19 protein-coding genes are annotated in these 21,315 nt (G+C 69.2%); 17 read left to right on the forward strand and 2 right to left on the reverse strand.

The window, feature by feature from the left end:
- Positions 1-336: 336 nt before the first annotated feature.
- From FHS38_RS29510 to FHS38_RS29560, 11 genes are all read left to right on the forward strand, one after another.
- Positions 337-528 (forward strand): hypothetical protein, encoded by a 192-nt coding sequence (locus FHS38_RS29510; RefSeq protein ID WP_184738726.1) that lies wholly within the window; start codon positions 337-339, stop codon positions 526-528.
- 34 nt (positions 529-562) lie between these two features.
- A complete protein-coding gene (locus FHS38_RS29515) occupies positions 563-877 on the forward strand; it encodes a hypothetical protein (protein ID WP_184738728.1) in 315 nt (104 codons plus the stop codon).
- A gap of 22 nt (positions 878-899) precedes the next feature.
- Positions 900-1,061: a hypothetical protein gene (locus FHS38_RS29520; RefSeq protein ID WP_184738730.1), complete on the forward strand. Its 162-nt coding sequence runs from the start codon at positions 900-902 to the stop codon at positions 1,059-1,061.
- A complete protein-coding gene (locus FHS38_RS29525; RefSeq protein ID WP_184738732.1) occupies positions 1,058-1,387 on the forward strand; it encodes a hypothetical protein in 330 nt (109 codons plus the stop codon). The genes FHS38_RS29520 and FHS38_RS29525 overlap by 4 nt, the downstream gene beginning before the upstream one ends.
- Before the next feature lie 17 nt (positions 1,388-1,404).
- Positions 1,405-1,776 carry a hypothetical protein gene (locus FHS38_RS29530; protein ID WP_184738734.1) on the forward strand — a complete coding sequence of 124 codons (372 nt, stop codon included), beginning with the start codon at positions 1,405-1,407 and terminating at the stop codon, positions 1,774-1,776.
- Positions 1,777-1,863: 87 nt separating this feature from the next.
- Positions 1,864-2,550, forward strand: coding sequence for a class I SAM-dependent methyltransferase (locus tag FHS38_RS29535; RefSeq protein WP_184738736.1), 687 nt, complete (start codon positions 1,864-1,866; stop codon positions 2,548-2,550).
- On the forward strand, positions 2,547-3,449 hold the full coding sequence (locus FHS38_RS29540; RefSeq protein WP_184738738.1) for a bifunctional DNA primase/polymerase: 903 nt from the start codon (positions 2,547-2,549) through the stop codon (positions 3,447-3,449). The genes FHS38_RS29535 and FHS38_RS29540 overlap by 4 nt, the downstream gene beginning before the upstream one ends.
- Positions 3,446-3,805, forward strand: a complete 360-nt coding sequence (locus FHS38_RS29545) for a hypothetical protein (RefSeq protein ID WP_184738740.1) — start codon at positions 3,446-3,448, stop codon at positions 3,803-3,805. The genes FHS38_RS29540 and FHS38_RS29545 overlap by 4 nt, the downstream gene beginning before the upstream one ends.
- Before the next feature lie 14 nt (positions 3,806-3,819).
- Positions 3,820-5,352, forward strand: coding sequence for a YfjI family protein (locus tag FHS38_RS29550; RefSeq protein WP_184739011.1), 1,533 nt, complete (start codon positions 3,820-3,822; stop codon positions 5,350-5,352).
- Positions 5,353-5,657: 305 nt separating this feature from the next.
- On the forward strand, positions 5,658-5,885 hold the full coding sequence (locus FHS38_RS29555; protein WP_184738742.1) for a helix-turn-helix domain-containing protein: 228 nt from the start codon (positions 5,658-5,660) through the stop codon (positions 5,883-5,885).
- Between the two features lie 83 nt (positions 5,886-5,968).
- Positions 5,969-7,246, forward strand: a complete 1,278-nt coding sequence (locus tag FHS38_RS29560) for a tyrosine-type recombinase/integrase (protein ID WP_184738744.1) — start codon at positions 5,969-5,971, stop codon at positions 7,244-7,246.
- Between the two features lie 12 nt (positions 7,247-7,258).
- Here the strand turns inward: FHS38_RS29560 and relB are convergent, their stop codons facing one another.
- Positions 7,259-8,788, reverse strand: a complete 1,530-nt coding sequence (gene relB / locus FHS38_RS29565) for a type II toxin-antitoxin system RelB family anti-toxin (protein ID WP_184738746.1) — start codon at positions 8,786-8,788, stop codon at positions 7,259-7,261.
- A gap of 87 nt (positions 8,789-8,875) precedes the next feature.
- Between relB and FHS38_RS29570 the strand changes: the two genes are divergently transcribed.
- From FHS38_RS29570 to FHS38_RS29590, 5 genes are all read left to right on the forward strand, one after another.
- Complete coding sequence (locus FHS38_RS29570; protein WP_184738748.1) at positions 8,876-9,871, forward strand: SdpI family protein; 996 nt, start codon at positions 8,876-8,878, stop codon at positions 9,869-9,871.
- Between the two features lies 1 nt (position 9,872).
- Positions 9,873-10,235 carry a GntR family transcriptional regulator gene (locus FHS38_RS29575; protein ID WP_184738750.1) on the forward strand — a complete coding sequence of 121 codons (363 nt, stop codon included), beginning with the start codon at positions 9,873-9,875 and terminating at the stop codon, positions 10,233-10,235.
- Between the two features lie 278 nt (positions 10,236-10,513).
- Positions 10,514-13,231 carry an aconitate hydratase AcnA gene (acnA, locus tag FHS38_RS29580; protein ID WP_184738752.1) on the forward strand — a complete coding sequence of 906 codons (2,718 nt, stop codon included), beginning with the start codon at positions 10,514-10,516 and terminating at the stop codon, positions 13,229-13,231.
- A gap of 517 nt (positions 13,232-13,748) precedes the next feature.
- Positions 13,749-14,087, forward strand: a complete 339-nt coding sequence (locus FHS38_RS29585) for a hypothetical protein (protein ID WP_184738754.1) — start codon at positions 13,749-13,751, stop codon at positions 14,085-14,087.
- A gap of 102 nt (positions 14,088-14,189) precedes the next feature.
- The gene (locus FHS38_RS29590; RefSeq protein WP_184738756.1) at positions 14,190-15,476 is read left to right on the forward strand and encodes a hypothetical protein; all 1,287 of its coding nucleotides are present in this window, start codon (positions 14,190-14,192) and stop codon (positions 15,474-15,476) included.
- Between the two features lie 135 nt (positions 15,477-15,611).
- Here FHS38_RS29590 and FHS38_RS29595 read toward each other — a convergent pair whose 3' ends face one another.
- On the reverse strand, positions 15,612-19,478 hold the full coding sequence (locus FHS38_RS29595) for a GH92 family glycosyl hydrolase (RefSeq protein ID WP_184738758.1): 3,867 nt from the start codon (positions 19,476-19,478) through the stop codon (positions 15,612-15,614).
- Positions 19,479-19,879: 401 nt separating this feature from the next.
- Here FHS38_RS29595 and ngcE point away from each other — a divergent pair, with 401 nt between their 5' ends.
- On the forward strand, positions 19,880-21,313 hold the full coding sequence (ngcE, locus tag FHS38_RS29600) for an N-acetylglucosamine/diacetylchitobiose ABC transporter substrate-binding protein (RefSeq protein ID WP_184738760.1): 1,434 nt from the start codon (positions 19,880-19,882) through the stop codon (positions 21,311-21,313).
- The last annotated feature ends 2 nt before the right edge of the window (positions 21,314-21,315 follow it).

The raw sequence follows: 21,315 nt of genomic DNA on the forward strand, positions 1-21,315 counted from the left end.
CCGTCCGCGCCGGAGCTGGCAGCGAGCCGAAACCCGGTTACCTCGCCGAGACCCTCGCCGAAGCCATCACCCAGTACCGCAACGGACAGTAGCCAACAGCCGTGTGGGGGAGACCCCCACACCAGCCCACCACGGCGCCTCCCACAGCCTGTGGGCCACCACACGGCCGTGGGAGGCACTGACCTGCATGTGAGGGCGTGGGGGTCCCACACAGGAACCCGCCCCAAAGCCCTCCGCAGCCGCCCCCGAGCCGAACCCGGCCCTCTTCTCCAGGGCTGTGGGACCCCCACACACCCCACCAACGAATCTCACACCCAGTAACCGTGAAGGAGTCCCGTGCTCTCCCTTTCCTTCGTCGTCGTGCTCACGGTGATCGTCGTCCTCCTCCTGCGCACCGGACACCTGCGCATCGGACCCGCCCTCGCCGCCCTCCTCCTCGGCTTCTGCCTCGCCTCCACCGCCGCCGCCCCCACGATCAACCACCTCCTGGCCACCTGCGCGTCCGCGCTCAGCAAGCTCGCGGCCTGAACCCCGCACCACCCCCAACCGAGAGGGAACCCGCATGCGCCACGAACCTCCGCCCGACGGGCGGTTAGGGCCGATGGCCCCGCACATCCCCGCCGACCTCTTCCGCCAGGCACAAGCCGACGGACGCCCGATCGTCATCGTCCAGACCGCCGACCCTGCCCGCCCGGCGCGGTCCCACCTCGGCCCGGTCCTGATCGGCCTGGCCGTCGCCTTCGCCGCCATGGGCATGGTCGCCGCCGCGATCGCCTTGTGCGAGTTCGCGGTGCGGACCGCCGCGGTCATCGGCTCCCTCTCCGGACCGATCACGCTCGGCCTCGGCCTCAAGCTCTTCAACCCCAAGTCCAAGTAAGCGCCTCGAACGGAGAACTGACGTGAGCACCGACTTGGAAGACGTCGTCACCGTAGAGCTGGACTGCGGGCACTGGTCCGCGCCCTACTCCCGCGAGATCACCCTCCGCCAGCTCGGAGACCTGCTCCTGATCCTCGACGGCATGGCGGAGGAGACCGCCGTCGCAGAGGAGGGCGCCGCGTGATCCGCCGCACGCTCGCCCGTCACCGTCTCGCGGTCCGCTGCTGGTCCGGCTGGGTCTCCACCAGCCGTAGCGGCCGATCCATCGGCCCGCGCCCGATCCTGGCCCTGCACCGGCTGCCCGACCCGCACTGCGCCAACTGCGGCGGCAAGGGCCAAGTGCTGAGCGGCACCCCCTACTCGGATGAGCCGGACTTCGACGACTGCGACTGCGCCCCGTTCCTGCCTCTCGCCAAAGTCTGGCTCCCGAAAGCGCCGGGCTGGGCGCGACCGCTCCTCCAAGTGCGCCGCATTCGGCGCGCCGTCTACTCCGACGAACCGCCGTTCTAACCCCGAGAGGAAACGTCGTGTTCGAGATCCGCGCCATCCGCAAGGCGTACGCCGACGCCCCGAAAATCGTCGACGAAATGGCCGACGTCTTCACTCTGGCCATGCGCCTCCACAAGCCCGGCGGGCACAGCCCGGCCGCCGACCGGGAGTACAGGCTCCGGAAGGCGGTGCTACTCGACCGAGTCGCACTGAGTAAGGGCAAGCCGTGGGCCCCGGAAGCGGCGGCCGACGCCGAATGGGCCGCCGAGGAAGCAGCGGTGACATTCACCTCCGCTGACCGACTCGACGGCACCGCCGCGGGGCCCATGACACCTGAAAACGCCCGCCAGCAAGGCGCCTACCGGGACTACGTCCGCCAGGAGTACGCCCGCTGGCTGGCTGACCAGTAGCTACGCCCGGGGCGGCCGCCCTCTCGCCAAAGACGCGCGGCCGCCCCGGTCCCTGCACCGTTCCCGAAGGAACAGGAGAACCCCAGCATGACCCAACACGCCCTCTTACGGCGATCCCGCCCGCGAGTTCTGGACGCCTGTTGCGGTGCCGGCGGCGCCGCGGTCGGCTATCACCGGGCCGGATTCGATGTTCTCGGTGTCGACATCGCCCCGCAGCCGAACTACCCCTTCCCCTTAGTGCAGGCCGACGCGGTGGAGTTCGTACGCGAGCACGGCGCGGACTTCGACTTCATCCACTCCTCGTGGCCCTGCCAGCACCACACCGCGCTGACCAAGGGCACGAACAAGGGCCGGGAGTACCCGGACCTCATCCCCGCCGGCCGGGCCGCCATGGAGTCCACCGGACGCCCATGGGTGATCGAGAACGTCATGCCCGCACCGATCCGCCGCGACGTCGTCCTGTGCGGCGAGATGTTCGGCCTCGGAGTCACCCGGCACCGCAAGTTCGAGACGTCCGGCTGGTCGTTCACCCCGCCGGTTCATCTCCCGCACCGGGGCCGTACCCGCGGCTACCGGCACGGCCGGTACTACGACGGCCCCTACTACCCCGTCTACGGCGACGGCGGCGGCAAAGGCACCGTCCCGGAATGGCAGACCGCGATGGGCATCGACTGGACGGACGTCCGCAAGGAGATCGCCGAAGCGATCCCGCCCGCCTACACCCACTGGATCGCCACCCAGTACCTCACCCACGAGAAGAGGGCCGCCGCATGAACACCAGCACCCTCGACTCCCCGTGGCTGGGTGCCCTGCACGCCGCCGCGAACGGCTGGCCCGTCTTCCCGCTCCGCCCCGGCAGCAAGCGACCCGCCCTCCACGGCGAGAACCGGTGCCCGCGGACCGGCGCCTGCGCGGACGGCCACGCCAAGTGGGAGGACCGCGCCACCACCGACCCCGAGCAGATCCGCCGGTGCTGGGAAACCGGCCCGTTCAACACCGGGATCGCCACCGGCCCCGCCGGACTCGTCGTCGTCGACCTGGACGTACCCAAGAACGACAAGGGCAAGAAGGACATGCCGTGCGGCATGACGACCTTCACGGCGCTCTGCGAGCGCGCCGGACAGCCCGTCCCCACCACCCACACCGTGCGGACCCCCTCCGGCGGGTCGCACCTGTACTTCCGCTCCCCGGAGGGGGCCCGGCTCGGCAACACCGCGGGCACGCTCGGTGCCCTCATCGACACCCGGGCATGGGGCGGATACGTCGTCGCCTCCGGCAGCATCACCCCGCAGGGCGCGTACGAGATCGACGACCCCGCCCCCGTCGGGCCGCTCCCCGCTTGGCTGGCCTCCCTCCTCAACCCCGCCCGCACACCGCAGGCCCCGCCCACGGTCCACGTTCCGCGCAACGTGCCCGCGTACGCCGCAGCCGCGCTGCGCAATGAAGCAGCGGCTGTTGCAGGGGCGCAGGAGGGTACCCGGAACCGGTGCCTCGTACGGGCCGCCCGAGCTCTGGGCCGGTTCGTCGCCTCCGGAGACCTCGACCGGGGCACGGTCCAAGACGCTCTTAAGGAGGCGGGGGAGGCGGCTGGGCTGTCCGAGCGCGACTGCACGTCGGCCATCGCCAGCGCCCTGGACTGGTCCATCGCCCACAACCCTGGGCCGACCGCATGACCGCCCCCGCCCGCTCCCCCTTTAAGAGCCCCACACCCCCCACCGGCCAGCCCAACCCCGCCAAACCGACCCGGGCTCCCGACGGGAGTGGCGCGCCGAAGCTCGCCGCCCGCCAGGGCGTCCATTCAGCTCTTCGCCCTGAGCCGCACCAGGCAGACGGGCGGTACCCGGTCGCGTGGCTCCACATCACCGCACCGCCCGAACGCAACGTCACCCCCTATGCCACCTCGTGGTGCCAGTGCGGACACGAGGCCTCCGCCATGGGACACCGCGCTGTGCTGCGCCTGATCAACGACCACACCGAACACCGGGCCGTCTGCCCGTTGCGTACCGCCGAAGGGAGGAACCCGGCGTGAGTACCCCTGAGGAGATGAGCCCGGATCTGTGGGAGGGGTTCGACCAGCTCGATCCTGAACAGATCACCGGTCCGGCATGGGACGAACCTGTCCCCATCACGGCCCGCCCGGCCCTGCCCACGTTCCCCGTGGGCACCCTGCCCGCGTGGCTGGGGGACATGGTGCGCGGTGTCGCGGAGGAGACACAGACCCCCGTCGACCTCGCCGGGTGCCTGGCACTGGCGGTCATCGCCACAGCCGCCGGCGGCCGGGCGAAGGTGTGCGTCCGGGGCCACTGGCGCGAGCCCGTGAACCTCTACACGGCCATCGCCCTGGACCCTGGGAACCGTAAGTCCGCGGTCTTCGACCTCATGGTCCGCCCGCTGCTCGATGTGGAGAAGACCCTCATCGAGCTGTCCGGGCCGGTGCGGGCCGAAGCCGAGACCACCATCCGTCTGGCTAAGTCCGCCGCCGACAAAGCCGCCCAGAAGGCCGCCACTGCTGAACCCGTTGCCCGCGATGCCCTCACTGCCGAAGCGGTCGCCCTGGCACAGACGGTGGAGGAGATGACCGTTCCGGCCGTGCCGCAGCTCATCGCCGACGATGCCACCCCGGAAACCATCGGCACCCTGCTCGCCCAGCAGGACGGGCGGATCTCCTGCCTGAGTGCCGAAGGGGAGCTGTTCGACATCATCGCCGGGCGCTACAGCGGCCGGCCCAACATGGGCATGTTCCTCAAGGGCCACGCCGGAGACATGGTCCGCGTCAATCGCCAGGGCCGGGAATCCGAACACATCGACTCCCCGGCCGTCACCATCGGCCTGGCCATCCAGCCCGAAGTGCTGGACTCCCTGGCCCGGATCGACGGGGCCGACGGGCGCGGTCTGCTTGCCCGCTTCCTGTACTCCAAGCCCCTGTCCCTGGTCGGCAGCCGCAACCTATCTCCCGCCCTGCTGTCCGAGGACACAGCCGACCTCTACGCCCGCAACCTCGGTGGCCTGACGCTGGCGCTGGCCGACTGGACCGACCCCGCAATCCTGACCCTGACCCCCGAAGCAGACGCGGTGATCCTGGCCTTCCAGAAGGTCACCGAATCCCGGCTGGGCAAAGGGGGAAGCTTCGCCCCGATCGTGAAATGGGCGTCCAAGCGCGACGGGGCCGTGGCCCGCATCGCCGGACTGCTCCACCTGGCCACCCACCCCGAGGACGGATGGCACCGACCGATCGAAGCCGCGACCATGGCAGCCGCCACCGAACTGGGCGACTACTTCACCGCCCACGCCCTGGACGTCTTCGACGCCATGACCGCAGCACCCGCCCGCGACACCGCCTACGCCGTGCTCGCCCACCTCCGTTCCAGCCGGATGGACGGGTTCTCCAAACGAGAGCTGTTCCGGACCCTGCCCCGGGCGGACTTCCCCGCCATCGGCGACCTTGATCCCGCCCTGGCGCTGCTCGAAGAACACGGCTGGATCCGCCAGCAACCCCAGCCCCCGCGCACCGGACGCGGCGGCCGGCCACCCTCCCCCCGCTACGACACCCACCCCCGCGTCACCCGAAGCGCCTGACACAACCCCCAACCCGCTGACAGAACCGACAGAACCTCCGCACAAAGCCGTTGACCTGCACAAACACCCGTGATCGCGGCTGTGACAAAACCTCCGGAAACTCTGACAGAACCCCCGAGTCCCGAACCGGGCCACCGCGACAGAACCCCCCTCCTGGAGGTTCTGTCGGAGTTTTTTCGAGTTCTGTCACAAGACCCCGAACCACGGAAGCCGCAGGTCAGCGACCTAACGAGCGGGTTCTGTCGGTTCTGTCGGCGCACCGGGGGATTCCGCCCCCTGACCCTGGCCCGTGAAGGAGACACCGCATGCCGCCCGCCTCCCTTACCGACACGCTCCGCGGCGGCCTCCCCGACCGCTACCTCAACCCCGACGACATCGCCGAGATCTTCGACGTCCCGAAGGAAACCGTCTACGCCTGGCGCAAGAAGCGCATCGGCCCGCCTGGATTCCGCGTCGGCAAGCACCTGCGCTACGACCCCGCCGACGTCCAGCGCTACACCGCCGAACTCAAGGCCGCCGACAGGGCTGCCTGACAACCACCGCAATCAGTACGTCCCAACTCCCAGGGAGGGCCAGTGGCCCTCCCTGGCTGCGTCGCGAAGGGATCACAACCTCGATGGCAGGCCACATCCAAGACCGCTGGTACAAGCTCGAGACAGGGCCCGACGGTACGAGCCAGAGGGTCAAGACCGATCGCTACGGAACTGGGCTGCGCTACCGCGCTCGGTACGTCGCCCCGGATGGCAGCGAACGCAGCCGGTCTTTCCCTGACAAGCAGAAGCGGCTTGCAGAGGCATGGCTTTCCCAGATAGCAGCCGACATGACGCGCGGCCAGTACGTAGACCCCGCAGCGGGAAAGGTGACGTTCGAGCAGTACGCCACGACGTGGCTTGCGTCGCAGACGACCGACGTCTCGACCATCGACGCGATCGACCAGCGCTTCCGGCTGCACATCTTCCCGCATATCGGCTCTCGTTCCATGAGCGCCTTCACACCGGGGCATATCCGGGCCTGGGGTAGGGCGTTGCAAGACGCTGGGCTGGCCTCGTCGTACCAGCGCGTCATCTTCGCGAATGTCTCCGCTGTGTTCAGTGCCGCCGTCGATGATGGCGTCCTCGTTCGGAACCCCTGTCGGGCCAATTCTGTGCGTCCGCCCAAGCGTGACGCGCGGAAGGTTCAGGTATGGCCGGAGGGGCGGGTCCTCGCCGTTCGGGACGCCTTGCCGACGCCCTATCGCAAGGTTGTTGACATGGGGGCGGGGTGCGGCTTGCGGCAGGGAGAGATCTTTGGGCTAGCCGTCGACGAAGTCGACTTCCTCGGTGGGGTGGTTCATGTCGTCCGGCAGGTGAAGATGGTCAAGGCCCAGCTTGTATTCGCGCCCCCGAAGGGCGGCAAGATGCGAGACGTGCCGCTGTCCGATGCTGTGGCGTTCGCCCTGGCCGAGCACATCACCGAGCGCCCGCCGTTGGAAGTCACGTTGCCCTGGAGGACGCCCGACGGGCCGCCGGTCACCGCATCGTTGCTCTTCTACTCGCGAGAGCGAAAGGCGGTGAATCGGAACTACTTCAACATGCGTGTCTGGAAGCCCGCCCTTGTGTCCGCCGGCGTCATCCCCGGGCGCGAGGTCGGACAGCGCTTCGCGGAGTCGCGCCAGCACGGCATGCATGCGCTCCGACACTTCTACGCGTCCGTGCTCCTGGACGCGGGCGAGAACATCAAGGCCCTCGCGGAGTACCTCGGGCACGGCGACCCGGGCTTCACTCTGCGCACGTACACGCACCTGATGCCCAACAGCCAGGCGCGAGCACGGAAGGCCGTCGACCGCGTGTTCCGCAAGGGCGGTGACACGGACGACGGCCCACAGACGGCCCAGAACGGCGGGAAGGCGCCCTGACCTGCGGCGGAGTTAAATGTCGCGGAAGATCTCGATCTGCGCGCCGATCGAGTTGAGCCGCTCCGCCAGGTCCTCGTAACCGCGGTTGATCACATAGACGTTGCGCAGCACCGACGTGCCCTCCGCGGCCATCATGGCCAGCAGGACGACCACGGCGGGCCGCAGGGCCGGCGGGCACATCATCTCGGCCGAGCGCCAGCGGGTCGGGCCCTCGACGAGGACACGGTGCGGGTCGAGGAGCTTGACGTCGGCGCCGAGGCGGTTGAGGTCGGTGAGGTAGATGGCGCGGTTGTCGTAGACCCAGTCGTGGATGAGGCTCTGGCCCTGGGCGGTGGCGGCGATGGCCGCGAAGAAGGGGACGTTGTCGATGTTCAGGCCCGGGAACGGCATCGGGTGGATCTTGTCGATCGGCGCGCGCAGCTTGGAGGGCCGCACCGTCAGGTCCAGCAGCCGGGTGCGGCCGTTGTCCGCCGGGTACTCCGGGCTGCGCTCGTGGTCGAGGCCCATCTCCTCGAGGACGGCCAGCTCGATCTCGAGGAACTCGATCGGCACGCGGCGGATCGTCAGCTCCGACTCCGTCACGACGGCGGCGGCGAGCAGGCTCATCGCCTCGACCGGGTCCTCGGAGGGGGCGTAGTCGACGTCGCGGTCGATGGTGGCCACGCCGTGCACGGTGAGGGTCGTGGTGCCGATGCCCTCGACGCGCACGCCCAGCTCCTCCAGGAAGAAGCAGAGGTCCTGGACCATGTAGTTGGAGCTGGCGTTGCGGATGACGGTGACGCCCTCGTGGCGGGCGGCGGCCAGCAGGGCGTTCTCGGTGACGGTGTCGCCGCGCTCGGTCAGCACGATCGCCCGGGTGGGTGCGACCGAACGGTCGACCTGCGCGTGGTACGTACCGTCGGTGGCCGTGATCTCCAGGCCGAAGTGGCGCAGGGCCGTCATGTGCGGCTGGACGGTCCGGGTGCCGAGGTCGCAGCCGCCGGCGTAGGGGATCTTGAAGTGGTCCATGCGGTGCAGCAGCGGACCGAGGAACATGATGACGCTGCGGGTGCGGCGGGCGGCCTCGGTGTCCATCGCGGCCAGGTCCAGCTCGGCGGGCGGCACGATCTCGAGGTCGTTGCCGTCGTTGATCCAGCGGGCCCTGACGCCGATGCTGCCGAGCACCTCGAGGATCCGGTAGACCTCCTCGATGCGGGCGACGCGACGCAGTGTCGTACGGCCGGCGTTGAGGAGGGTCGCGCACAGCAGGGCCACGCAGGCGTTCTTGCTGGTCTTGACGTCGATGGCGCCGGAGAGCGGACGTCCGCCGACGACCCTCAGATGCATGGGCCCGGCGTAGCCGAGAGAGACGATCTCGCTGTCCAGCGCCTCACCGATGCGGGCGATCATATCAAGGCTGATGTTCTGATTTCCCCGCTCGATGCGGTTGACCGCGCTCTGACTGGTCCCGAGGGCGTCGGCGAGCTGCGACTGCGTCCAGCCTCGGTGCTGACGGGCGTCACGGATGAGCTTGCCGATGCGGGCGAGGTAGGCGTCTGTCATGAGACAGACGGTATCTCAGATATGAGATCCCTTCCCCATTGATCATTGTTCTATTACTATGCAAACAACTGAAAGGGGGGCGTGCACATGACCCTGAACGCGCCCGTACGTCCCGCGGCGATCCGGCGCCGCCCCTTCGTCGTGGCGTCGCCCTACCTTCTCGGCGCCGCCGCGTTCCTCACGGTCTTCCTCGGCTGCCGGGACCGGCTGCCCGATCCCGTGGCCACCCACTTCACCGGCGCCGGCCGCGCCGACGGCTTCACCGCGCTCGGTGTCTTCCCCTATGCGGCCCTCGGCCTGCTGCTCGTACCGGCCGCCCTCTTCGTCTGGTTCGCCTGGGCGGAGGACGGCAGACGCGTGAACGGGCGGGCACTCGTCGCCGTCGCCTACGGTGTGGCGGGGTTCGGCGGCTTCCTGCTCACCGACCTCGTCGTCGCCAACGCGCGGGCCGCCTCCGCCGAACAGGCCCGGCTCGGCCCCTGGCAACTTGCCGCGGCCCTGGTCGCCGCCGCCGTGGCCGCCGCCCTCGGCCTGCTCCTCGCCGGCCGGAGCGCGCCGGCCGTGTCCGGGTCGCCCGCCGACCCGGGCTCCGCGCCCCGCCTCCCCCTCCGCGAGGGGGAGAGCGTGACGTGGACGCGGACCGTCGGCTCCCGCGCCGTCTTCGCCTGCGGGCCCGCGCTCCTCGCACTGGGCGTACTGGTCGCGCTCGTCGCGGACTGGGGCTCGGCCCTCACCCTGCTCGTCCCGGGCGCGCTGCTGCCCGTCATGTCCGGCGCGCGTATCACGGTCGACCGGCACGGGCTGACCGCCACCGCGCCCTGGCTGCCGCGGCCCCGGCTGCGCGTCCCGCTCGCCCGCATCGAGGAGGCGACCGCCCGCGACATCAGCGCCCTGAAGGACATGGGCGGTTGGGGCTACCGCGTCCACCCGGGCCGCAGCGGGCTCGTGCTGCGCTCGGGCGAGGCGATCGTGGCCCGGCTGACGACCGGCAGCGAATTCGTGATCACCGTCGACGACGCGGCCACGGCCGCCGCCCTGCTCAACGCGCTGGTCGCCCGCGACCGCGCGCACCACGGGGGATGACGTGCTGATCCGACTCGACCCCGCCTCCCCGCTGCCGCTCGGCGACCAGATCGCCGCCGCCGTCCGCGGAGCCATCGCCGACGGCGCCGTCCGCCCCGGCGAACGCCTCCCCGCCGCCCGCGCGCTCGCCGACTCCCTCGGCGTGAACGTCCACACCGTGCTCCGTGGCTACCAGCGCCTGCGCGAGGAGGACCTCATCGAGCTCCGCCGCGGCCGCGGGGCGGTGGTCACCGGCGACGACACCTCCCCGGGCCGCGCCCGCCTCGTCGAGGGCGTCCGCCACCTGATCGCGGAGGCCCGCACCCTCGGACTCTCCGACGAGGAGGTCCTGTCCCTGGTCAGGACGGGGCTGGCGGGGCGGTGAATGGGTCCGCAGTCCTGGAGATCGCAGCTCCGGCGGCCGCCGAGCCCCCCGCGTCGAACCGGTCGCCCTCGGGTGAGGGCCACGCACGGCCTATCAGGGCATGACCGTGCCGCAGCGATGTACTAGAGTTATCTCGACATCGAGATATCTGCCGAGAGGCGTACCGCTGCCGCGCCAGTAAGGCATACCTAACTTAGGTTCACCTTAACGGATCGGCGTGGAGCTGTGACGGCAGGATGGCCGTGGTACGCGCGAATTCATGCATGAAGGAGACTGTCGTGTCGGCGAACAGCTTCGACGCCCGCAGCACGCTGCAGGTGGGCGACGAGTCGTACGAGATCTTCAAGCTGGACAAGGTCGAGGGCTCCGCCCGTCTTCCCTACAGCCTGAAGGTGCTGCTGGAGAACCTGCTCCGCACGGAGGACGGCGCGAACATCACCGCCGACCACATCCGGGCGCTGGGCAACTGGGACTCCCAGGCCCAGCCCAGCCAGGAGATCCAGTTCACGCCGGCCCGCGTGATCATGCAGGACTTCACCGGCGTGCCCTGCGTCGTCGACCTCGCCACCATGCGTGAGGCCGTCAAGGAGCTCGGCGGCGACCCGGCGAAGATCAACCCGCTGGCCCCGGCCGAGCTGGTCATCGACCACTCCGTCATCGCCGACAAGTTCGGCACGAAGGACGCCTTCGGCCAGAACGTCGAGCTGGAGTACGGCCGCAACAAGGAGCGCTACCAGTTCCTGCGCTGGGGCCAGACCGCCTTCGACGAGTTCAAGGTCGTCCCCCCGGGCACCGGCATCGTCCACCAGGTGAACATCGAGCACCTGGCCCGCACGGTCATGGTCCGCAACGGCCAGGCCTACCCCGACACCCTCGTCGGCACCGACTCGCACACCACCATGGTCAACGGCCTCGGCGTGCTGGGCTGGGGCGTCGGCGGCATCGAGGCCGAGGCCGCGATGCTGGGCCAGCCGGTCTCCATGCTCATCCCGCGCGTCGTCGGCTTCAAGCTGACCGGTGAGCTGCCCGCCGGCACCACCGCCACCGACCTGGTGCTCACGATCACCGAGATGCTGCGCAAGCACGGCGTCGTCGGCAAGTTCGTCGAGTTCTACGGCGAGGGCGTCGCCGCCACCTCGCTGGCCAACCGCGCCACCATCGGCAACATGTCGCCGGAGTTCGGCTCCACCGCCGCGATGTTCCCGATCGACGGCGAGACGCTGAAGTACCTGAAGCTCACCGGCCGCTCCGAGCAGCAGGTCGCGCTGGTCGAGGCGTACGCCAAGGAGCAGGGCCTCTGGCTGGACCCGGCCGCCGAGCCGGACTTCTCCGAGAAGCTCGAGCTGGACCTGTCCACGGTCGTCCCCTCGATCGCCGGCCCGAAGCGCCCGCAGGACCGCATCGTCCTGGCGAACGCCGCCGCGCAGTTCTCGCAGGACGTCCGCAACTACGTCGACACCGTCGACGAGGCGGGCAAGGAGTCCTTCCCGGCCTCCGACGCCCCGGCCAACACGCCCAACGGCGCCCCGTCGAAGCCGGTCACCGTGACCGCCCCCGACGGCACGACCTACGAGATCGACCACGGCGCCGTCACCGTCGCCGCGATCACCTCCTGCACCAACACCTCGAACCCCTACGTCATGGTCGCCGCGGCGCTCGTGGCCAAGAAGGCGGTCGAGAAGGGCCTGACCCGCAAGCCGTGGGTCAAGACCACCCTCGCTCCGGGCTCGAAGGTCGTCACCGACTACTTCGACAAGGCGGGCCTGACCCCGTACCTCGACAAGGTCGGCTTCAACCTCGTCGGCTACGGCTGCACCACCTGCATCGGCAACTCCGGCCCGCTGCCGGAGGAGGTCTCCAAGGCCGTCAACGAGCACGACCTGGCCGTCACCTCGGTGCTCTCGGGCAACCGCAACTTCGAGGGCCGGATCAACCCCGACGTCAAGATGAACTACCTGGCGTCCCCGCCGCTGGTCGTCGCCTACGCCCTCGCCGGCTCCATGAAGGTGGACATCACCAAGGACGCCCTGGGCATCGACACCGACGGCAACCCGGTCTTCCTCAAGGACATCTGGCCGTCCGAGGCCGAGGTCAACGACGTCGTGGCCAACGCCATCGGCGAGGACATGTTCAACAAGTCCTACCAGGACGTCTTCGCGGGCGACGCCCAGTGGCAGGCGCTGCCGATCCCGACCGGCAACACCTTCGAGTGGGACCCGCAGTCCACCTACGTCCGTAAGCCCCCCTACTTCGAGGGCATGACGATGGAGACCACCCCGGTCTCCGACATCGCCGGCGCCCGCGTCCTGGCGAAGCTGGGCGACTCGGTCACCACCGACCACATCTCCCCGGCCGGTGCCATCAAGGCCGACACCCCGGCCGGCAAGTACCTCACCGAGCACGGTGTCGAGCGTCGTGACTTCAACAGCTACGGCTCGCGCCGCGGCAACCACGAGGTCATGATCCGCGGTACGTTCGCCAACATCCGCCTGCGCAACCAGATCGCGCCGGGCACCGAGGGCGGCTTCACCCGCGACTTCACCCAGGCCGACGCGCCGGTCTCGTTCATCTACGACGCCTCGCGCAACTACATCGACCAGGGCATCCCGCTGGTCGTGCTGGCCGGCAAGGAGTACGGCTCCGGCTCGTCCCGCGACTGGGCCGCCAAGGGCACCGCGCTCCTCGGCGTCAAGGCCGTCATCGCCGAGTCCTACGAGCGCATCCACCGCTCCAACCTCATCGGCATGGGCGTCCTGCCCCTCCAGTTCCCCGAGGGCGCCTCGGCCGAGGCCCTGGGCCTCACCGGCGAGGAGACCTTCACCTTCACCGGTGTGACCGAGCTGAACAACGGCACCACGCCGCGCACGGTCAAGGTCACCACCGACACCGGTGTCGAGTTCGACGCGGTCGTCCGCATCGACACCCCCGGCGAGGCGGACTACTACCGCAACGGCGGCATCATGCAGTACGTGCTGCGCTCCCTGATCCGCAAGTAAGCGGTACCGGTAGGGCGTTCACAGGGCCGCACCCCGTTTCGTACGGGGTGCGGCCCTTCGCCATGTTCCGGGCGGACGTTCACCTCTCCACTCTCACGGGGCATTCCCCAACACGTCCGGGTGATCAGGAGGTTGAGGATGTGTCGGGCATTCCCCCGCGGGCTACGCTCCCTGCCGGGACGATGCGACGCCGTCGTTCCAGAGGGAGGGGCAAGCGATGGGATCCGCCGTTACCTTCGGGGAACTCGGCCGGCTTTGCGGTGAGGAGCTTCCTCCGCGGATCGCGCTTTCGAGTCTGTTGTCGGCAGGCGCCACGGCCGCCGATCCCGTGTATCCGACGCTCGTGAGAACGGAGCACGGAACGACGGTGGCCTATGCCTGTCAATACCGGCAGGACGCGGGCAGTCCTGGCCTTCTCGTCGCGCTGGGGCTGGCTCCCAGCTCTCCCGGGCACAGCACCACCTGTATTCCTGCGGCTGTCTCAAGCCGCTGACCGCTTTCGAGAAGGGGTACGGAAATGGACAACGCCATCAGCTTCGAGGAACTCGACAAGGTCGCGGGCGAGGTACTGCCGGAGCGGACCGTCATGGGCATCGTGGCCACTCCGCTCGGCTTCGGTGACCCCCACGGCGACGGCGGCGCCGCCGGCGCCGGCAGCTCCAGCAGCAGCTCCGCCACGGCCTCGGGCGGCGGCGTGTACGCCCCCGCTCCCAGCGACCACGGCACCACGATCCTGTCGGCCTGCCAGTCCGTGGACCGGCAGGGGACCCCGGGTCTGCTCGGTTCGCTGGGCCTGCCGTCCACGAACCCGACCACCACCCTGACCTGCACCCCTGCGGCCGTCTCGAGCCACTGATCGCGTAGCGGCACGCCGTAACGCCCGGGGAAGGGCCGGAGTCGTCCGGCCCTTCCCCGCCACTTCGCAGGCAGTCCGCCGGTCACCTCACGGAGAGCGCCCATGGCACAGGAACCCACGCTGGTGGCCGGCATGGAACTGGTCGGCGAGTTCGAGGGCTCCGGGTATCGGGAGCCGCCCCACCTGGTCTGCCGCCCCGACGGACAGATCGTTCGGCTGCCGGCCCTGCTCTACCAGGTCGTCCGAGCGCTGAACGGCCGGAGCCGGGAGCATTCCGGAGGGGCACCGGTCATGGCGCGGGTGGCCGACGAACTCCGCCGGGAAACGGACCGGGAGTTCACCACCGAGCACGTCGCCTTCCTCATCGACAAGAAGCTCGCCCCTCTCGGCATCACCACCTACAGCGACGGTTCGCCGCCTCCCCCCACCCCCAAGAGCGACCCGTTCCTCTCCTTCCGGTTCCGGGTGGCGGTGCTGCCGGAGCACGTCACCTGGTTCCTCTCCGGCCTCTTCGCCTGGCTGTTCCGCCCCCTGCTGGTGCTCGGTGCCCTCGCGGTGTTCGTGGCCGGCGAGGTATGGCTGTGGTCGACGCAGGACACCGGTGCCGCCCTGCGGACGGTGCTCTCCTCCCCGGCCGGCGTGCTGCTCGTCGTCCTCCTGGCCATCGCCTCGTGCGTGTTCCATGAAATGGGCCATGGCGCGGCGTGCCGTTACGGAGGTGCGCGGCCCGGCGCCATGGGATGCGGCATCTACGTCGTGTGGCCCGCCTTCTACACCGACATCACCAACTCCTATCGGCTGGGCCGCGCGGGCCGCATCCGGGCCGACCTCGGTGGCGTCTACTTCAATGCCCTTTTCGTTCTGGGCCTGCTCGCGCTGTACGTGTCGACCGGCTCCCCGCTTCTCCTGGTGGCGATCCTCTCCGTCCACCTGGAAATGTTTCAGCAGCTTCTTCCCACGCTGCGGTTCGACGGCTACTACATCGTCGCGGACCTGACCGGCATTCCCGACCTCTTCAAGTACATCGCGCCGATTCTCAAGAGGGTCGTGCTCCGGCGACCGCAGGACGAGCGGCTCCGAGCCCTCAAACGATGGCCGCAAATCGTGGTCGCGGTATGGGTCGTGTTCCTGGTGCCGGCGCTCGTTCTTCAGCTGGGCATGGTGCTCGCCAATATGCCCCGACTGCTCCAGGCCGACTGGCGGACCGTCAATTCGCTGGTGGAGAACGCCGGAACGTCCGGCAATCAGGTCCTCGGCATGGTCGCGGCGTGTCTCCAGATCCTCTTGCTCACGCTTCCCGTGGTCGGGCTGGTGCTGGTACTCGGGCGACCGGTGCGTTCCCTCGTACGCGTCGTCCGGCGCCGGGTGAGCCGCGGCGCTCCCGTGTGAGGGCAGCAGAAAGGGCCGCACCCCCGTCCGGGAGCGCGGCCCTCACCTCAGGTCAGAACATCAGGTGGTACTGGTGGTCGCTCCGGCCCGCGATCCGGGTGAGCCGGCCCGAGCCGGGACCGGCCTTCCTGCCCATCACTTTGTCGGCACCCCCAGCAGCTCCACCTCGGCCAGCCTGACCTCGCCGTTCGCGCTCTCCAGGCGGTAGTGGCGGTACCGGCCGGGAGCCCGGACGGAGAAGACCCGGGTCTGCCGGTCCCAGGCGAAGGACTCGCCCGCGCGCCGGTCGACCTGGGTCCATTCCTCGCCGTCCGTCGACCCCTTGAGCACCCAGCCTTCCGGGGCCCTCGCCCGGTCGGCCGAGGTCAGCGTGTAGGAGGTCACCCGGGACCCGGCCGGCACCCGCAGGGAGGCGGTGGTGAAGGACGTGTCCGTGGCGGAGGTGTCGTCCGTCAGTGCCGAACCGCTCGACGTGGTCAGATCGGCGGCGGGGGCGGGCACCTTGTCGTCGCGGCTGATGGACGACGGTCCCGCGTCCTTGCCGCTGCCCCACGTGGAGGGCTTCGGCCCCATGGTGAACTCCAGCGTCGCTCCGTTCGCGAGCACGGAGTGCGGGAGCGCGGTGGAGTCCCACGCCTTGCCGTCGACCCGCAGGCCCTGGACGTACACGTCGCGGGCGCTGTTGCCCGGGGCCTTCACCACCAGGTCGCGGCCGTTCTCCAGATGGACCGTGGCCTTGGTGAAGAGCGGCGAGCCGACCGCGTACTCACCGGCGCCCATCACCAGCGGGTAGAAGCCGAGCGCGCTGAAGACGTACCAGGCCGACATCTCGCCGTTGTCCTCGTCGCCCGGATAGCCCTGGCCGATCTCGCTGCCGAGATAGAGCCGGGACATGGCCTCGCGGACCTTGGCCTGCGTCTTCCACGGCTGGCCCGCCGCGTCGTAGGTGTAGGCGATGTGGTGGGAGACCTGGTTGCTGTGGCCGTACATGCCCATGCGGACGTCCCGGGCCTCGGTCATCTCGTGGATGACGCCGCCGTACGAGCCGGCGAACTCCGGCGCCCCCGTCTCGGGCGTGGCGAAGTAGGCGTCCAGCTTCTTCGCCAGGCCGCTCCGGCCGCCGTAGAGGGCGGCCAGGCCCCTGGTGTCCTGCGGGGCGGTGAAGGCGAAGTTCCAGCCGTTGGTCTCGGTGTAGTCGTGGCCCCAGACGCGCGGGTCGTAGTCGTCGGGCGACAGCCGCCAGGAGCCGTTCGCGTCCTTGCCCTGGAAGAAGCCGACGTTGGTGTCGAAGAGCTTCACGTAGTTCTGGGCGCGGCCCAGGAAGTAGGCGGCCTCCTCCTTGTAGCGGGCCCGGTGGGTCTTGGCGTAGAGCGCCTCGCCCATCTTCGCGAGCCCGAAGTCGTTGAGGTAGCCCTCCAGCGCCCAGGACACGCCCTCGCGGGTCTTCGTGCTCGTGTAGCCGAGGAAGACGGAGGTGTTCATGCCCTTGCGGCCGACACCGGGGTGGGTCGGCGCCACCGTCGCGTTCTTGAGCGCGGCCTCGTACGCCGCCTCGGCGTCGAGGCCCACGCCCTTGACGTAGGCGTCGGCGAAGGCGACGTCCGAGCTGGTGCCGGTCATCAGGTCGGCATAGCCGGGGGCGGACCAGCGGGAGGTCCAGCCGCCGTCCTTGTACTGCTGGACGAATCCGTCGACCAGCTTCGCGGCGCTCTTGGGCGTCAGCAGGGAATAGGCGGGCCAGGTGGTGCGGTAGGTGTCCCAGAAACCGTTGTTGACGTACACCTCGCCGTTGACGATCTTCGCGCCGGTGCGGGTCGGGGTGTTCTTACCGGCCGCGGGGGAGAAGGGGCTGGCGTAGCGGGGGCGCGGCCGGGCCCTGGTGCCGGTGTTCTCGAAGGCGGAGTTGGGATACAGGTACATCCGGTAGAGGTTGGAGTAGAGAGTGGTGAGCTGGTCGCGGCTCGCGCCCTCGACCTCGACGCGGCCGAGGATCGCCTCCCAGGCGGCGCGGGCGCGGTCGCGGACCCCGCTGAAGGAGGAGCCGGCCGGGATCTCCTGTTCGAGGTTGGCCTTCGCCTGGTCGACGCCGATCAGGGAGGTCGCCAGGCGCAGCGTCACGGCCTTGTCCTTGCCGGGCCTGAAGCGGAGATAGCCGGTGACGTTGCTGCCCGCTCCGCCGCGGGGGCGGCCGCTCGCGGTCACGGGTGCGTCGAAGACGCCGTAGACGAAGAGCCGCCCGGCGCCGGTGGACAGCCCGCTCCTGACGTCGGAGTAGCCGGTGACGACACCGCGGCCGGGATCGAGCGTCAGACCGCCTTGCTTGGTGACGTTGTCAAGGATGACACCGGCGTTCTCCCCCGGAAAGGTGAACCGCATCATCGCCGCGTGGTCGCTGGGGGTGATCTCGGCCTTGAGGCCGTTGTCGAAGGTGACGCCGTAATAGTGCGGCCTGGCCGTCTCGTTGGCGTGCCGGAAGGGCAGGGCGCGGGCCGTGCGGGAGGCGTCGGGGGTCCCGGCGGCGGTCGAGGGCATCACCTGGAAGGTCTGCCGGTCCCCCATCCAGGGGCTCGGCTCGTGGCTGGCGCTGAAGGCCTGGATGGTGGGGCGGTTGTCTGCGTTGTTGGTGGCGGCGTACTGGTAGAGCCAGGTCGTGGAGGCCGCGTTGGTCACGGGGGTCCAGAAATTGAAGCCATGGGGTACGGCGGTGGCGGGGAAGGTGTTGCCCCGCGAGAAATTCGAGCTGGAATGGGTGCCGCGCGTGGTGACGGCGTAATCCGCCAGATGGGCCTGTGGTTTCTCGGCCGGGGCGGGCGCGAGCGTGATGTCGTCGACCCAGCCGCGGAATTTGGCGGGCCCCACCGGCGAGTCGTACGCGACGAGCACCCGGTCGACGGTCTTGCCCGCGGCGACCGCGCCGATCAGTGCGGTCTTGTTGTTCCACTGGTTGACGTACAGCGTCTTGGAATCGGCCTGCCCCCGCGGGGTCAGCCGTGCGCCGTGCTGGTCGACGGCGCCGAGGTCGCTGAGATAGGTACCGTCGGTGAAGGCGAGGTCGAGCGAGACGTGGGTGGCGGGGTAGCGGGCATCCGCCTCCGGCATCGAGGGGAAGACCTTGTACGCCAATCGGGTCCTCGGCGTCACCCGGGTGTGGACGTCGAAGACCTTGTTGTACGAATAGCCGCGGCCGGTCGCCTGGTGGGTGCCGCCGTAGCGCAGGGCATGCGTGCCCGTGAAGCCCACATTGGCCTTCGCGGTGGGGGAGCCCGTCGGGCCGCGGTCGACGTGGCTGCGCATGTCGGAGGCGGGGGGAGTGCCGGTGTCCGCCGTCGCGAGCTGCACCTCGGCCAGTTGGGTGGCCGCGCCTCCGCTGTTGTGGGCTATGTCCAGCCGGTAGTGCCGGTAGGAGACGGCGCCGCCGAAGGAGAACTCCCGTGTCTGGAGCCGCCTTTCGAAGGCCTGACCCTCGCGGACGTCCAGGACGGTCCAGTGCGATCCGTCGTCGGAGCCCTTGAGCGTCCAGTCCCGGGGGTCCCGGCCGGGCGCGTCATTGGCGGAGGTCAGCGCGTACCGGACGGCCTTGACCGGTTCGGACAGTGTGAATTCCAGCCAGGCGGCCCTGTCGAAGGTGAGCCATTTGGTGGCGCTCTCGCCGTCGACGAGGTTCTCCTTGACCTCTCCCGCCTCGGCGTTCTCGCCGCTGGCCCGGACGCCGCTCACCTTGTCGGTGGCATTGCCGGGGATCCCGGTGGTGTCATTGCCGTCGACCCCGGCGGACTTCTTCCGGCCACCCGGGCCGGTCTCGACGGTATTGCGCCAATCGGGCTGCGGCTCACCCTTCTCGAAGGAGGAAGCGAACTCCTCGTCAGGAGCCTTGCCCCGAACGGCGGAAGCGTTTTCGGCCCATCCTTGCGTGCCCTGAGCAGTCGTCAGCAGTACGGTGGCCACGAGGAGGGCGGTGGGACGGGCACAGCTACGCCATCGGTGTCTGAATCTCTGTCGCATCTCATGCCTCTCGACGAAACTGACAACGTTGTCGCTCGAGTCGCGCAGAGTTAAGTAGGGCGTGAGACACCAGTGGTGTCAAGGGTTCCGGGGTTGGTGTCGGTGTATGTCGGCGAGGTCTCAACTCGGGAAAGACTGGTCGTCAAAGCTGCTTTCGATCTTGCCCAGTTGATGGGGAGTGGACTATACCTGTCGGCGTCCGAGGCGACGGTTCGGCGCCGCGGCGGACCCGGGAGGCAGCGGCGGACGGCAGTGCCGTGGGAACATCACCGATCCCGGACGCACACCCAGCACACACCAAGCTTCAACTGACCCGCGGTGTCGGGCCCTTCGTCGATGGCGAGTTCGCAAGGGGAAGACCGGTACACCGCCTGAGTCCTGGAGAAGGCGAGGACTTGAGCATGGGATCCACCTCGGAATTCGGTCGACGCGATCTGATCAAACGAGCGGCGGCCATCGGTCTGATCGCGGTGCCGTCGATGAGCGTGCTGAGCGCCTGCGCGAGCGGCGGCGACAGCGGCAACTCCAACCAGGTCGACAAGGGCGAGAAGAGCGCCACGAACCCGCTCGCCATCAACGAGGGCGCGCCGCTCGACGTCGTCATCTTCGACGGCGGCTTCGGCCAGCAGTACGCGAAGGACGCCGAGGCCGAATACGGCAAGGTCTTTCCGAGCAGCAAGGTGAGCCACTCCGCCACCCAGAAGATCCAGTCCACGCTCCAGCCCCGCTTCAACGGCGGTACCCCGCCGGACCTCATCGACAATTCCGGCGCCGAGCAGATGGACATGGGCACCCTCGTCGGAAAGAAGCAGCTCACCGACCTCAATGCCCTCCTCGACGCGCCCTCCGTCGACGACCCCAAGAAGAAGGTGCGCGACACGCTGCGCCCGGGCGTCGTGGAGATGGGCCAGTTCGACGGCCAGGAGACCTGGATCCTCTATTACGCCTACACGGTCTACGGCGTCTGGTACTCGAAGACCAATCTGCGCAAGCTCGACGCGCAGTACCCCGAGACCTGGGACGAGATGCTCGCGGTCTGCGAGAAGGCGAAGAAGAAGGGCATCGCCGGCTGGACGTACGCGGGCAAGCACCCGTACTACCTGCCGTTCAGCCTCTACCCCTTCATCGCCAAGATCGGCGGCAGGGAGGTCCTCGACAAGATCGACAACCTGGAGCCGAACGCCTGGAAGGACCCGGCCGTCAAATCCGCCTTCGAGGCGTACTACGAGCTGTACAAGAAGGGCTACATCCTCAAGGGCACCCCGGGACTGACCCACATCGAGTCGCAGACCGCCTGGAACGAGGGCAAGGCACTGTTCCTCCCGAACGGCTCCTGGGTGGAGAACGAGTCGAAGAAGACCACCCCGAAGGACTTCCAGATGGCCGTCGGGGCCCCCTCCGGCCTCGACAAGAGCGACAAGCTGCCGTTCGGGACGATCTGGGCCTCCGGCGGCGAGCCCTTCATCGTGCCGAAGAACGCGAAGAACCCGCGCGGCGGCATGGAGCTGCTGCGCATCATGCTGAGCAAGAAGTCCTCGCAGAACTTCATCAAGCAGGTCTCCTCGCTCACCTCCCTCAACGGCGGCACCGAGGGCCTGACCCTGCCGCCCGGTCTCGCGTCCTCGCAGGAGGCGCTCACCAAGGCCGGCCAGAACGTCGTCAACCCGCGCATCCAGGACTGGTACGTCGCCCTCCAGAAGGAGAAGATCGGCGTGGCGGCGATCGGCGAGCTGATGGCGGGCCGGGCCACCCCCGACGAGGCGATCGCCAAGATCCAGCGGTTCGCCGACGACACCGCCAAGGACGCCTCCGTCAAGAAGTACCGGCACAAGTGAGC

Source organism: Streptomyces netropsis, assembly GCF_014203545.1.
Taxonomy (GTDB): domain Bacteria; phylum Actinomycetota; class Actinomycetes; order Streptomycetales; family Streptomycetaceae; genus Streptomyces; species Streptomyces netropsis.

Bases quoted from the DNA above. Each gene is read 5' to 3' on its own strand.
- FHS38_RS29595 (WP_184738758.1), bottom strand. From the start codon at position 19,478: ATGCGACAGAGATTCAGACACCGATGGCGTAGCTGTGCCCGTCCCACC.
- relB (WP_184738746.1), bottom strand. From the start codon at position 8,788: ATGACAGACGCCTACCTCGCCCGCATCGGCAAGCTCATCCGTGACGCC.
- FHS38_RS29540 (WP_184738738.1), top strand. From the start codon at position 2,547: ATGAACACCAGCACCCTCGACTCCCCGTGGCTGGGTGCCCTGCACGCC.
- FHS38_RS29555 (WP_184738742.1), top strand. From the start codon at position 5,658: ATGCCGCCCGCCTCCCTTACCGACACGCTCCGCGGCGGCCTCCCCGAC.
- FHS38_RS29585 (WP_184738754.1), top strand. From the start codon at position 13,749: ATGGACAACGCCATCAGCTTCGAGGAACTCGACAAGGTCGCGGGCGAG.
- FHS38_RS29560 (WP_184738744.1), top strand. From the start codon at position 5,969: ATGGCAGGCCACATCCAAGACCGCTGGTACAAGCTCGAGACAGGGCCC.
- FHS38_RS29550 (WP_184739011.1), top strand. From the start codon at position 3,820: ATGAGCCCGGATCTGTGGGAGGGGTTCGACCAGCTCGATCCTGAACAG.
- FHS38_RS29590 (WP_184738756.1), top strand. From the start codon at position 14,190: ATGGCACAGGAACCCACGCTGGTGGCCGGCATGGAACTGGTCGGCGAG.
- FHS38_RS29535 (WP_184738736.1), top strand. From the start codon at position 1,864: ATGACCCAACACGCCCTCTTACGGCGATCCCGCCCGCGAGTTCTGGAC.
- ngcE (WP_184738760.1), top strand. From the start codon at position 19,880: ATGGGATCCACCTCGGAATTCGGTCGACGCGATCTGATCAAACGAGCG.
- FHS38_RS29545 (WP_184738740.1), top strand. From the start codon at position 3,446: ATGACCGCCCCCGCCCGCTCCCCCTTTAAGAGCCCCACACCCCCCACC.
- FHS38_RS29515 (WP_184738728.1), top strand. From the start codon at position 563: ATGCGCCACGAACCTCCGCCCGACGGGCGGTTAGGGCCGATGGCCCCG.
- FHS38_RS29570 (WP_184738748.1), top strand. From the start codon at position 8,876: ATGACCCTGAACGCGCCCGTACGTCCCGCGGCGATCCGGCGCCGCCCC.